We start from the raw sequence: 13,107 nt of genomic DNA, 5'->3' as shown, positions 1-13,107 counted from the left end.
ATTTAATCGGATTGGCGCTAACGTAAGCACACACTAACCGATTTAACAACCGCCTCATTCTACGTCAATTTGAACAGGACGTTTATACTAAACACGATGCTGCGGTGAATATTTTTTCAGCTCATCTGTTACAAGGACTGATGTGGCAAAAAAATCGCCTTGCCCACCATAAACTCCCTTGCCCAACAGCATCCGCCACTCCTCTTTGGTACGCACACCCGCGGCAAACACCCGCGTTTGCGTTCCTTTACACGCCTCGGTCAGGCTTTGTACAAAAAGCTGATTTTCTGGACGACGTTCAAGGCTGCGCACCAACCCGGGATGAAGCTTGATGATCTCCACGGGAAGTGACTTGATATACGTCGTGCTGACCAGCGTCAACCCCGCCTGCGTAACTGCCAGACGACAGCCTAATCCCAGGATCAAATTGAGAACCGGACGCAGACGGCCGATATATTGACAAACATCTGCCTCTGCAAGTTCAAATAAAATGCACTGCCGCTGCGTTTTAGGACATTGCAGCAATATTTCTTTCAGCCAACGCAAAAAAGGTTTTTGCAAAAGTGAGTCTACACTTACCGGTAGACCCAGTGTTTCTCCGGGCCAGTTCGCTGACAAATCAACAATTCGTGCAACTAGCTGCCGATCATAACTGGTCGCTAGTCCCAGTTGTTGCACCAGAGGCATATACTCGGCTGCGAGCAGTTCCTGTTCTCCGTCATAAATCCGGCTCATCATTTCACGATGATGCACAACGCCCTCTTTTGTGACCGCAGGCTTTTGATACAGTCGCGGGCCGCCGCGCGCCAACGTCTGTTCCAACAAAGTTCGCCATTTTACGCTGCCGCGACTCTTGTCTGGCACTTGCCTGTCAAACACGCACCAGCTGTTACCGCCCTGCAATACCGCATTGCGCGTTGCATCTTCCACACTTTCCATCACCTGCTCGGCGCTTTGCCCACCACGGTAGGCACAGATACCAATGTGAAGAACCTCCTCCCGGTCGATCAACGGGCAGGCAGGAAGAATATCGATGGCTTTCACCAGTTGCGTGGCAATCGCATTGGCTTCTTTTAGCGTACGGTGAGGGAGTAATACAGTGAAATCGCTGCTGAAATAACGCGCCAGCAGCGCAGAGGGATAACGCATGACAAATGTCGACAGCAGGTTTACCAGCGTAAAACGATACTCCTGAAGCACATTGCTATAGCCGTGCGTTTCCTGCAACGTTTCAAAATCTGGCACACGGATCATCATGACGATGCCGTGCGTCCCCACCTCTTCACCATCTTCCAACTGTGTGGTCAGTTGGTTATCAAAAAACAGACGATTGCTCAGCCCGGTTTCGGCATCCTGCGCGGCGAAAGCACGGATTAAGGTATCAACCCGCCCACGCTCCTCCCGCGCTTCCACTAAATCTGACAACAGTTGATCGAGCGCCCCGCTGGTATTGACCGGCCATTCACGTACCGACCCCTGCATAACCGATTCACGCTCGCCTTTGAGAATACGCTGTGCGCGCTTTTCCAACTCTTCCTGTCCGGCTGCCTGATGGCGTAACCAGCGGATGGAGAAATACAGCATCAGGAGCATCAGACCAGCAGCCAGCAACACCGACAGCGTCGACACCACGAAGCGCGGTAAACCAATCAGCGGATCGACATATTTTAAGGCAATCTCCATATTCGTATGGTGCATCAGCGGGAATTCGACCTCATGGTAGAGGTGCGTGCGTTCCCAGCCAGCCTCGGGCAGCTGTATTGAGTAGAGGGGCGAATCGTTATCCTGAATCTCCAGCGCGACAATGCCTGCCGTTTTCATCATTCCCGGTAGCCAATATTGGATGTTTTCGGGCGATTGCACTAATAATGCCTGATCGATACTGGCCGTGACCTCACGCAACTGTTGCTCGGTCCGCAACTGGCTATAATAACAGAGGCTAAATATACTACTGAAAAACATAAGAAAAATTGCGAGAAGCGTCAGCAATACTATGAGTATCGAGAATCTGGTCGTAAATCCCATCCCTGCGTCCTATTCCAAATAATTGTCATTTCTGCGAGTTTGTTGTTTTTTATCAGTTCGCATAAGTCAGCTACAACGCATAGTACCAACACTAGCGAAGGTAACTGTATTAACAAATAGTATCTGTAATAACTATACCCTAAATAATTCGAGTTGCAGGAAGGCGGCAAGAGAGGGAATCCCGATGAGCTTACACAAGTAAGTGATTCGGGTGAGTGACAAATCTGCCAAAGGCAGATTTGAACGCTGCTTGCAGCGGCCCCAGCGGGGCGAGGCACACGCAAGTGTGCCGAGTATCGCAGCCAACACACATGCAACTTGCAGTATGACGGGTATATAGTCGTTAATGACTTCCCCATTTTAATCCTGCTACAGGAGATAGCCCATGCAGGCTTTAGTTCTTGAACAGTCAGACGGACTGACCCACGCTCAGATTCGCGAGATTGACGCAGAGCAGCTTCCCGCCGGGGATGTGACTGTTGATATCAGTTGGTCTGGTATTAATTATAAAGATGCGCTTGCCATTACAGGCAAAGGCAAAATTATTCGTAATTTCCCGATGGTTCCAGGGATCGATTTTGTCGGGACCGTGCGCCACAGTGACAGCGATCGGTTTACTGTCGGTCAGCCCGTCATCCTGACCGGTTGGGGCGTGGGTGAAAACCATTGGGGCGGCCTGGCACAACAGGCGCGCGTGAAGAGCGATTGGCTGGTGCCGCTCCCCGCTTCGCTGGACGCACGTAACGCCATGATTCTTGGCACGGCAGGCTTTACTGCGATGCTGTGCGTGATGGCGCTGGAAGACGGTGGCATCACTCCGGAAAGCGGTGACATTATTGTGACGGGTGCCAGCGGTGGAGTCGGCAGCACGGCAGTCGCCCTGCTTGCAGAGCTAGGCTATCAGGTTACCGCCGTCAGCGGCCGTGCTGACAACACCGAGTATCTGAAAAAACTGGGCGCCAAACAGGTGCTGGATCGCAGCGAATTCACCGAGAGCCCTCGCCCGTTGGAAAAACAACGTTGGGCTGGCGCGGTTGATACCGTCGGCGACAACGTACTGGCGACGCTGCTGGCACAGATGGATTACAACGCAACAGTTGCTGCGTGCGGTCTGGCGGGCGGTATCGCGCTGCCAACAACCGTGATGCCATTTATTTTACGTAATGTTCGCCTGCAAGGCGTAGATTCCGTCATGGCACCGCTGGCTCGCCGTCAGCAAGCGTGGGATCGTCTGGCCGCCATTTTGCCTGAGTCGTTCTACCAGCAGGTGACACAGGAAATCGGGTTGGAAGACGTGCCCGCCGTCGCCGCTGCACTGCTGGACAACAAAGTCACAGGCCGCACGCTGGTGAAAATCAGCTAACGTATTTCGTTGATGCACCAATTTACAGAACGAAAACGATGATAATGGAATAGAAGAGTAAAGCGTCCGCGACAGGGACAAAGGTGTCAGGAACGCCTTTGAACGTCGCTTGCGACGGCCCTGAAAGGGTGAATCTCAGGGATGAGATTCATATCTGCGCGGCTCGAGCATACAAGGATGTATTCACAGCGTCTTTACGATCTATCCATTATCATCGCTCGGCGCACTATCAGTAACATAGGGTACCTGCGGGTGGCTGTTACACCCTGCAAAAAAGTATTTCATCTCTCCTACCGCGGTTTCTACCGCAATTCATCTATACTCGTCATACTTCAAGCTGCATGTGCGTTGGCTGCGTTCACTCACCCGAATCACTTACTTAAGTAAGCTCATCGGGATTCCCTCGCTTGCCGCCTTCCTGCAACTCGAATTATTTAGAGTATGTAACTAAGTGAACGGTAACCATTAAAAACGCCACCTTGCGTCAACAATAATAATGACTGGCGGGAGTTCACATGCACAAACATCGTAAGCCCACTGAAGCCGACGTTACCCCAGAATCCCTCTTTTATCAGCGTCGGCGCGTATTAAAAGCGCTGGGCATTTCCGCTGCGGCGCTCTCATTACCGCTTTCCGCACAGGCCGATCTGCTTGCCTGGTTTAAAGGCAGCGATAAACCCAAAGCCCCACCGGGTAAACCGCTCACGTTTAGCCAACCTACCGACTGGAAACTCGATCTGCCGCTCACGCCGGAAGACAAGGTCACGGGCTATAACAATTTCTATGAATTTGGGTTGGACAAAGCCGATCCGGCGGCCAATGCGGGTGGATTAAAAACCGACGGCTGGACTATCAAAATAGACGGTGATGTCGCCAAACCTCTCACGTTGGATATCGACGATTTGCTAAAACGCTTTCCGCTGGAAGAACGAATCTACCGTTTTCGCTGCGTCGAGGCATGGTCGATGGTGATTCCGTGGGTCGGGTTTGAATTGGCCAAGCTGATTAAATTCGCCGAACCCACCAGCAACGCGCGCTACGTGGCGTTTCAGACGCTTCACGATCCAGAACAAATGCCAGGACAAAAAGATCGCTTTATGGGCGGCGGGTTGGACTATCCCTATGTAGAAGGCCTACGGATGGATGAAGCCATGAACCCCTTGGCGCTGCTGGCTGTCGGTGTTTATGGCAAGACACTGCCGCCGCAGAACGGTGCGCCCATCCGGTTAGTCACACCGTGGAAATACGGATTCAAGAACATCAAATCCATCGTACATATCCGGCTCACCCGTGAGCGGCCGCCCTGCACGTGGAATCTGGCAGCACCGGACGAGTATGGCTTCTATGCCAACGTTAACCCGCATGTGGATCACCCCCGCTGGTCGCAGGCAACAGAGCGCGTCATCGGCTCAGGGGGCCTGCTTAATGTTGAGCGTCAACCTACGCTGCTGTTCAACGGCTATGCAGAACAGGTCGCCTCGCTGTATCGCGGTCTGAATCTGCGTGACAACTTCTAGCAATAGCATCCTGTCAGGATAGGAATCCACATCAGCATGAGACTGACGTTACAACACATTAATCGGCTAAAAGTGCTACTCCACCTGGCTGGTTTTCTGCCGCTGCTGTGGCTGATATTGTCAGTCGACCAAGGGTGGTTTAGCGCTGACCCAGCCAAAGATATCCAGCATTTTACCGGCCGAATGGCGCTGAAATTGCTGCTGGCGACGCTGTTGGTTACGCCACTGGCGCGCTACGGCAAGCAGCCGCTATTAATACGATGCCGACGCCTCCTCGGGCTGTGGTGCTTTTTCTGGGCGACGTTACATCTGGTGAGCTATGCACTGCTGGAGTTGGGTTTGGATCATCTGGCGCTGCTGGGCAAAGAACTGATATCCCGGCCGTATTTAACGCTGGGTATCATAAGCTGGCTGATTTTGCTGGCGCTAGCGGTGACTTCGCCACAGATAATGATGCGCAAGTTGGGATCGCAATGGCAAAAACTGCATAATTTCGTCTATTTAGTCGCCATCCTTACGCCTATCCACTATCTTTGGTCAGTTAAAACGCTGTCCCCGCAGCCTATTTTGTATGCACTCGCGGCGCTGATATTGCTGTTGCTACGTTATAAGAAATTTCGTCAATGGTGGCGCTAAACGCGGCGTTAACACAGGAAAAACCGGTTCCTAGCCACAGTGAGATTGACGCTTTCTCATCACCCGGAGCAAGAATATCTCCGCAGATAAGACCAGTATTTAGCTGCGAATTGCCACGATATGGTTATAATGCACGACTTTAATTTCTCGGGCCGGACAATTTGCGTCACGAAAGGTGACAAACGAATAGCTTCGCGCTATTTTGTGCGACACTGTTTTTGCAATCTTGGTCAATCGCGGGAGATAGCAGCACAATGGCAGAAAATTTTCACATTTTGCTCTTGAATGGTCCAAACCTGAACCTGCTAGGTACCCGAGAGCCCGACAAATACGGTAACACGACATTAGCAGACATTGTCAGCGAGCTGGAAACACAGGCGCAGGCATTGAACGTGAAGTTTTCCCATCTGCAATCCAATGCGGAACATGTCCTGATCGATACCATCCATCAGGCCAGAGGAAACACAGACTTCATTCTGATTAACCCGGCGGCATTTACCCACACCAGCGTTGCGCTGCGTGATGCCCTGCTGGCGGTCGCAATTCCGTTTATCGAAATTCATCTGTCCAACGTGCACGCACGTGAGCCTTTTCGTCACCACTCTTATCTTTCTGATGTTGCGGTCGGCGTGATATGTGGCTTGGGGGCAGATGGTTATCAGTATGCTTTACAGACGGCGGTAAAACGCCTGTCAACTTCCAATTAAACAAAAGAGTACGGAACCACATCCATGGATATTCGTAAAATCAAAAAACTGATCGAACTGGTTGAAGAGTCCGGCATCGCCGAACTGGAAATTTCTGAAGGTGAAGAATCAGTACGTATCAGTCGTGCCCCAGCAGCGGTTAACTACCCGATGATGCAACAGGCCTACGCTACGCCGATGATGCAGCCACAGCCTGCTCTGGCAGCCGCCGTTGCACCAGCGCCAGTGGAAGCAGTTGCAGCACCGGCTGCCATCAGTGGACACATTGTTCGTTCTCCAATGGTTGGAACCTTCTATCGCACCCCAAGCCCGGATGCTAAGTCTTTCGTGGAAGTGGGTCAGCGCGTCAACGTCGGCGATACCCTGTGCATCGTCGAAGCCATGAAAATGATGAACCAGATCGAAGCCGACAAAGCGGGCGTGGTTAAAGCCATCCTGGTCGAAAACGGTCAGCCGGTCGAATTTGACGAGCCACTGGTTGTCATCGAATAACGAGGCTTATCATGCTAGATAAAATCGTTATCGCTAACCGCGGAGAAATCGCGCTGCGTATTTTGCGTGCCTGTAAAGAACTGGGCATCAAAACCGTCGCCGTTCACTCCAGTGCGGATCGCGATTTGAAACACGTATTGCTGGCGGACGAAACCGTGTGTATTGGCCCGGCGCCGTCAACAAAAAGCTATCTGAATATCCCAGCGATTATTTCCGCAGCGGAAATCACGGGTGCTGTAGCTATTCACCCTGGCTACGGTTTCCTGTCCGAAAACGCAGATTTTGCCGAACAAGTTGAACGTTCCGGCTTTATCTTCATCGGCCCACGTGCAGATACCATTCGCCTGATGGGCGATAAAGTCTCTGCGATCAGCGCGATGAAAAAAGCGGGTGTGCCGTGCGTACCGGGTTCTGATGGCCCATTAGACGGCGACATGGACAAAAACCGCGCCTTTGGCAAACGTATCGGCTATCCGGTCATCATCAAAGCCTCTGGCGGCGGCGGTGGTCGTGGTATGCGCGTGGTACGTAGCGACAAAGAGCTGGAACAATCCATCAACATGACCCGTGCGGAAGCCAAAGCGGCTTTCAACAACGACATGGTCTACATGGAAAAATACCTGGAAAATCCGCGCCACGTGGAAATTCAGGTTATGGCTGACGGTCAGGGTAACGCCGTCTATCTGGCCGAGCGCGACTGCTCTATGCAGCGTCGCCACCAGAAAGTGGTGGAAGAAGCGCCAGCACCCGGCATTACCGACGAACTGCGTCGCAATATCGGTGAGCGCTGCGCCAAAGCCTGTATCGATATCAACTATCGCGGTGCGGGTACGTTCGAATTCCTGTACGAAAACGGTGAGTTCTACTTCATTGAAATGAACACCCGTATTCAGGTGGAGCATCCGGTAACCGAGATGATTACCGGCGTGGATCTGATTAAAGAGCAGTTACGCATTGCTGCTGGTCAGCCGCTGTCCATCAAGCAGAAAGACGTCAAGGTGCGCGGCCATGCGGTGGAATGCCGTATCAACGCGGAAGATCCGAATTCGTTCCTGCCAAGCCCGGGTAAAATCACGCGTTTCCACGCGCCGGGCGGCTTTGGTGTCCGTTGGGAATCGCATATTTACGCCGGTTATACCGTACCGCCGTATTACGATTCCATGATCGGCAAGCTGATCACCTACGGCGAAACCCGCGAAATCGCGATTTCACGTATGAAGAACGCGCTGGCTGAACTGATCATCGATGGCATCAAAACCAACATCGAACTTCAGATGAAGATCATGAGCGACGAAAACTTCCAGAGAGGTGGCACTAACATCCACTATCTGGAGAAGAAACTCGGCTTGCAGTAAACGCTGCGCGATTTCAGTCGTGACTCTCTTAAAGGTCGGTGAAAACCGGCCTTTTTCTTTTTCTGTGAATTCAGGCTAGTCAATTGGCCCACATGCCGTAAAATTCCCGCTTTCGTCATCACGACGCTCATAACAATACCTATGCTCCCATTTACGGTGGAGAAGAACATGGATACACGCTTTCCTCAGGCACACAAAGAGGCCCGCTGGGCTTTTGGCCTGACGCTGGTTTATTTAGTGGCTTGGGCGCTTGCCGCCTATTTGCCTGACAACACACAAGGGATAACGGGTCTTCCACACTGGTTTGAGATGGCCTGTCTGCTGCTACCGCTCGTGTTTACGCTGCTGTGCTGGCTAATGGTGCGCGTTATTTTCCGCGATCTCTCATTGGAGAGTGACGATGCAAATTGAAATTTTATTGCCGCTGATTGGCTATCTGCTGCTGGTCTTCGGGCTGTCGGTCTATGCGTACCGTCGCCGTCAGGCAGGTAACTTTCTTAATGAATATTTCCTCGGTGGCCGCTCGATGGGCGGGTTTGTACTGGCGATGACGCTCATCGGCACCTACGTTAGCGCTAGCTCTTTTATCGGCGGGCCAGGTGCCGCTTACAAATACGGGCTGGGCTGGGTGTTGCTTTCGATGATTCAGCTTCCCACTATGCTGCTGTCGCTGGGCATTCTGGGGAAAAAGTTCGCTATTTTAGCTCGCCGCTACAACGCTATCACACTGAATGACATGCTGTACGCCCGCTACAAAAGCCCGCTGCTGGTGTGGTTCGCTAGCATCAGCCTGCTGATCGCGTTTATCGGTGCCATGGCCGTGCAGTTCATCGGCGGCGCACGCCTGCTGGAAACCGCCGCGAACATTCCTTATGACATCGGTTTGCTGATTTTCGGCGTCACCATCGCGCTATACACCACGTTTGGCGGCTTCCGTGCCAGCGTGCTCAATGATGCGATGCAAGGCATCGTGATGTTAATCGGTACCGTCATCCTGCTGGTGGGCGTGATTTATGCCGCAGGCGGTTTGCACAGCGCGGTGGATAAGCTGCAACAAATCGACCCGATGCTGGTATCACCACAGGGCAGCGGCGGCATTCTGTCGATGCCGTTTATGGCCTCATTCTGGGTGCTGGTCTGCTTCGGCGTCATTGGCCTGCCGAACACCGCCGTTCGTTGTATCTCTTACCGAGACAGCAAAGCGTTACACCGTGGAATTATCATCGGCACAATCGTCATCGGCATTCTGATGCTCGGCATGCATCTGGCTGGTGCGCTGGGGCGCGCCGTTATGCCAAACCTGACAATTCCCGATCAGGTTTTACCCGCGCTGATGGTCACCGTGCTGCCACCGCTGGCTGCAGGGATCTTTCTCGCCGCGCCAATGGCCGCTATCATGTCCAACATTAATGCGCATTTGCTTCAGGCCTCTGCCACGATCATCAAGGATCTCTATCTCAGCGTGCGCCCTGAGCAGATCCATAACGAACGTCGTATCAAGATCCTGTCCAGCGTGACAACCCTGTTGTTGGGGCTGCTGGTGCTGCTGGCCTCCTTACGGCCGCCGGAGATGATCATCTGGCTGAATCTGCTGGCGTTTGGCGGGCTGGAAGCAGTGTTCCTATGGCCGCTAGTGCTAGGCCTGTATTGGGAACGCGCGAATGCTGCGGGTGCGCTTAGCGCCATGTTCACCGGCGCGATTTGCTATACCTTACTGGCTAGCTTCAATCTTCAGTTGGCTGGATACCACCCTATTGTGCCATCGCTGTTACTCAGCCTGATGGCGTTTATGATTGGCAACCGTTTTGGTCATAATCCACCAGCGCCGGTTGCCGCTTCATCTTCACTTTAAATGTAATAGAGACTGCTATGCCGTGGATTCAACTGAAAATAAACACCTCAGGAAAGGTTGCTGAACAACTGGGTGACACCATGATAGAAAGCGGTGCGGTATCCGTTACGTTTCAGGATACGCACGATACTCCAGTGTTTGAACCGCTGCCGGGCGAGACTCGTCTGTGGGGCGATACCGACGCCATTGCGCTGTACGATGCCGAAACCGACATGAACGCGGTTATCGCCATGCTGGAACAAGAGCCGCTGCTGGGCGTGGGTTTTAAGCACAAGATCGAACAGTTGGAAGACAAAGACTGGGAACGCGAGTGGATGGATAACTTCCATCCGATGCAGTTCGGTAAACGTCTGTGGATTTGCCCAAGCTGGCGTGAAATTCCTGACCCGAGCGCCGTCAACGTGATGCTCGATCCCGGCCTGGCGTTCGGCACCGGTACCCACCCAACGACGTCACTGTGCCTGCAATGGCTCGATGGGCTAGATCTCGAAGGGAAAACCATCATCGATTTCGGCTGCGGCTCCGGCATTCTGGCGATTGCCGCCCTGAAACTGGGTGCAGCACGCGCTATCGGGATTGATATCGATCCGCAGGCGATTCAGGCCAGCCGCGACAACGCGCAGCGCAACGGCGTTTCTGAGCGTCTTGAGCTTTACCTGCCGAAAGACCAACCTGCCGACCTGTCTGCCGATGTCGTCGTCGCCAACATCCTTGCTGGCCCACTGCGCGAACTGGCACCGCTGATTAGCGATCTGCCAAAAGCTGGGGGTCACCTCGGCCTGTCCGGCGTACTGTCCACGCAGGCCGATGGCGTCGCAGAAGCCTACGCAGACAAATTCACGCTCGATCCCGTCGCTGAACGCGAAGAATGGTGTCGTATTACCGGCCAACGCCACACGTCCTAATCACGTTATCCCTCCTGCTCCGCCCGCCGTGTACGCAACGGTGGGCGAGCGCCTTCTTGTTATACCTCATGATTTGTCCCGATAAGCTGGCGTATTATGCTGGCCGGCAAGTGATCGAGCGCATCACCTGCGCCCGGCGCTCAACGATGCCGTATCATTATTTTTAAGGGATGAAAAATGAAAGGTAAATTCTCTATCGCACTTATGCTGTCGGCCTGCTTTTCCGCATCGGCATCAGACTCGGTTCACTGGGGCTACGAAGGCAGCGGCGATCCGGCGCACTGGGGAAAACTCTCCCCGGACTTCTCGCTGTGTGAAACGGGGAAAAATCAATCTCCAGTCAATATCCAGCAGGCACTAAACGCCCAGCACGATCCCTTACAGTTGGCTTTCCAGTCTGGAACACAGCAAATCATCAACAACGGGCATACTGTTCAGGTTAACGTCAGTTCGGGGAATACGCTGTTGCTGGATAACGAGACATTCGCCTTGCAGCAATTCCACTTTCACGCACCGAGTGAAAATGAAATTGATGGTAAACAATTTCCGTTGGAAGGCCACTTTGTCTATAAAAACGCGGATGGCGCGCTCACCGTTATTGCGCTGATGTTTCAGGAGGGAGCAGCCAATCCACAACTAGCCACTGCATGGCAGCAGATTCCGGCTCATGTCGATCAGGCGGAGGACGTGCGTACGCCGATTGCGATTCAGGCCTTGTTACCGACGTCATTAAACTACTATCGATTCAGTGGGTCACTGACCACGCCACCTTGCTCAGAAGGCATTCGCTGGCTGGTGCTGGATCATCCCGTCACCGCCTCTGCTGAACAAATAAACCAGTTCAGCTCGGTCATGCATCACGCCAATAATCGCCCTATACAACCGCTTAATGGCCGAATCATCATACATTAAGCCACTCCGTGAGGCTGGTCAGAGCATTTGCCGACCAGCCTCAGGTAAATTGGTGCCCTTTTTTGCCACATTAACCAAAGCATTTCACTGATAAAGCATTGCTAGCCTGTTGTATCTTCAGTAAAAACGACCACGCTTACAGATAAAATTCTGTAAGAAGATGAATATTTTACAGAGCAAAAAACCAACACAAAAATATAACACACTGTTAAATATGAATAATATTTTCATATGCCTCTACGAACTGCATTTTCATTGATCGATAGCCGTAAATTGGTCAAAGTTTGGCCTTTCATCTGACGTAAAAAATGCGTAATATACGCGCCCTTGCAGGCACAGTATGGTCAATTTTTGTCTATGCACATTGGACAATTTCAGCTAACCAATCGTTTGATAGCAGCCCCAATGGCTGGTATTAGCGATCGCCCATTTAGAGCACTCTGTCATGCGATGGGCGCTGGAATGACCGTGTCTGAAATGCTGTCTTCCAATCCGGAAGTCTGGCGTTCAGACAAGTCGCGTTTGCGAATGGTACATAGTGATGAACCGGGTATCAGGGCCGTGCAGATTGCCGGTTGTGACCCCGATGAGATGGCGGCGGCAGCGAGAATCAACGCTGATTCCGGCGCGCAGATCATCGACATCAATATGGGCTGCCCAGCGAAGAAGGTGAACCGCAAGATGGCAGGATCTGCGTTATTGCAGTATCCGGATTTGGTCAAACAGATCCTCTCTACGGTAGTGAAAGCGGTAGACGTACCGGTAACACTGAAGATCCGTACCGGTTGGGCACCAGAGCACCGCAACTGTGTAGAAATTGCCAAATTGGCTGAAGACTGTGGCATCCAGGCGTTAACTATTCACGGACGCACTCGTGCGTGCCTGTTCAATGGTTTCGCCGAATACGACAGCATTCGGGCAGTTAAGCAGGCCGTTTCCATTCCTATTATTGCGAATGGCGACATTACAGACCCGCATAAAGCCAGAGCGGTTCTTGACTACACTGGGGCTGACGCCCTGATGATAGGACGAGCCGCTCAGGGAAGACCCTGGATCTTTCGGGAAATCCAGCATTATCTGGACACAGGGGAGTTGCTGGCACCACTGCCTTTGGTAGAGGTCAAGCGCTTGTTGATCGAGCACATACGGGAATTGCACGACTTTTATGGTCCAGGCAAGGGATTTCGTATCGCTCGTAAGCACGTATCCTGGTATATCCAGGAGCACGCCCCAAACGACCAGTTTAGGCGCACATTCAACGCCATTGAGGATGCCAGCGAGCAGCTGGAGGCGTTGAAGGCATATTTTGAAAATCTTGCGTAAACAGAAAAAGAGCTGACAGA

Annotated in this window: 12 protein-coding genes; 11 read left to right on the top strand and 1 reads right to left on the bottom strand. The window is 52.5% G+C overall.

The genetic code is table 11. The features are described 5' to 3' along the window. Positions 1-87 precede the first annotated feature (87 nt). On the bottom strand, positions 88-2,025 hold the full coding sequence (csrD, locus tag GZ59_RS01435) for an RNase E specificity factor CsrD (protein WP_011091901.1): 1,938 nt from the start codon (positions 2,023-2,025) through the stop codon (positions 88-90). Positions 2,026-2,410: 385 nt separating this feature from the next. Here csrD and acuI point away from each other — a divergent pair, with 385 nt between their 5' ends. The 11 genes from acuI (at position 2,411) to dusB (ending at position 13,087) form a co-directional block, all read left to right on the top strand. Continuing rightward, positions 2,411-3,388, top strand: coding sequence for an acrylyl-CoA reductase (NADPH) (acuI, locus tag GZ59_RS01430; RefSeq protein ID WP_039289572.1), 978 nt, complete (start codon positions 2,411-2,413; stop codon positions 3,386-3,388). Positions 3,389-3,903: 515 nt separating this feature from the next. Continuing rightward, a complete protein-coding gene (gene msrP, locus GZ59_RS01425) occupies positions 3,904-4,905 on the top strand; it encodes a protein-methionine-sulfoxide reductase catalytic subunit MsrP (protein WP_011091899.1) in 1,002 nt (333 codons plus the stop codon). Between the two features lie 36 nt (positions 4,906-4,941). After that, entirely contained in the window at positions 4,942-5,541 is a 600-nt protein-coding gene (gene msrQ, locus GZ59_RS01420) for a protein-methionine-sulfoxide reductase heme-binding subunit MsrQ (protein ID WP_011091898.1), read from the top strand. Between the two features lie 254 nt (positions 5,542-5,795). Next, on the top strand, positions 5,796-6,248 hold the full coding sequence (gene aroQ / locus GZ59_RS01415; protein WP_011091897.1) for a type II 3-dehydroquinate dehydratase: 453 nt from the start codon (positions 5,796-5,798) through the stop codon (positions 6,246-6,248). Positions 6,249-6,272: 24 nt separating this feature from the next. Then, the gene (gene accB / locus GZ59_RS01410) at positions 6,273-6,740 is read left to right on the top strand and encodes an acetyl-CoA carboxylase biotin carboxyl carrier protein (protein ID WP_011091896.1); all 468 of its coding nucleotides are present in this window, start codon (positions 6,273-6,275) and stop codon (positions 6,738-6,740) included. 11 nt (positions 6,741-6,751) lie between these two features. Then, complete coding sequence (gene accC / locus GZ59_RS01405; protein ID WP_011091895.1) at positions 6,752-8,095, top strand: acetyl-CoA carboxylase biotin carboxylase subunit; 1,344 nt, start codon at positions 6,752-6,754, stop codon at positions 8,093-8,095. A 168-nt stretch (positions 8,096-8,263) separates the two neighbouring features. Further along, on the top strand, positions 8,264-8,506 hold the full coding sequence (locus GZ59_RS01400; RefSeq protein WP_039289568.1) for a YhdT family protein: 243 nt from the start codon (positions 8,264-8,266) through the stop codon (positions 8,504-8,506). Then, positions 8,496-9,947 (top strand): sodium/pantothenate symporter, encoded by a 1,452-nt coding sequence (panF, locus tag GZ59_RS01395; RefSeq protein WP_011091894.1) that lies wholly within the window; start codon positions 8,496-8,498, stop codon positions 9,945-9,947. The genes GZ59_RS01400 and panF overlap by 11 nt, the downstream gene beginning before the upstream one ends. Positions 9,948-9,964: 17 nt before the next feature. After that, positions 9,965-10,852, top strand: coding sequence for a 50S ribosomal protein L11 methyltransferase (gene prmA / locus GZ59_RS01390; RefSeq protein WP_011091893.1), 888 nt, complete (start codon positions 9,965-9,967; stop codon positions 10,850-10,852). 177 nt (positions 10,853-11,029) lie between these two features. Beyond that, positions 11,030-11,764 carry a carbonic anhydrase gene (locus tag GZ59_RS01385; RefSeq protein WP_011091892.1) on the top strand — a complete coding sequence of 245 codons (735 nt, stop codon included), beginning with the start codon at positions 11,030-11,032 and terminating at the stop codon, positions 11,762-11,764. 357 nt (positions 11,765-12,121) lie between these two features. Then, positions 12,122-13,087: a tRNA dihydrouridine synthase DusB gene (gene dusB / locus GZ59_RS01380; RefSeq protein ID WP_011091891.1), complete on the top strand. Its 966-nt coding sequence runs from the start codon at positions 12,122-12,124 to the stop codon at positions 13,085-13,087. Positions 13,088-13,107: the final 20 nt, after the last annotated feature.

The sequence above is a fragment of the Pectobacterium atrosepticum genome (assembly GCF_000740965.1).
GTDB classification, from domain to species: Bacteria; Pseudomonadota; Gammaproteobacteria; order Enterobacterales; family Enterobacteriaceae; genus Pectobacterium; species Pectobacterium atrosepticum.
This window is presented reverse-complemented; position numbering and strand designations above follow the sequence as displayed.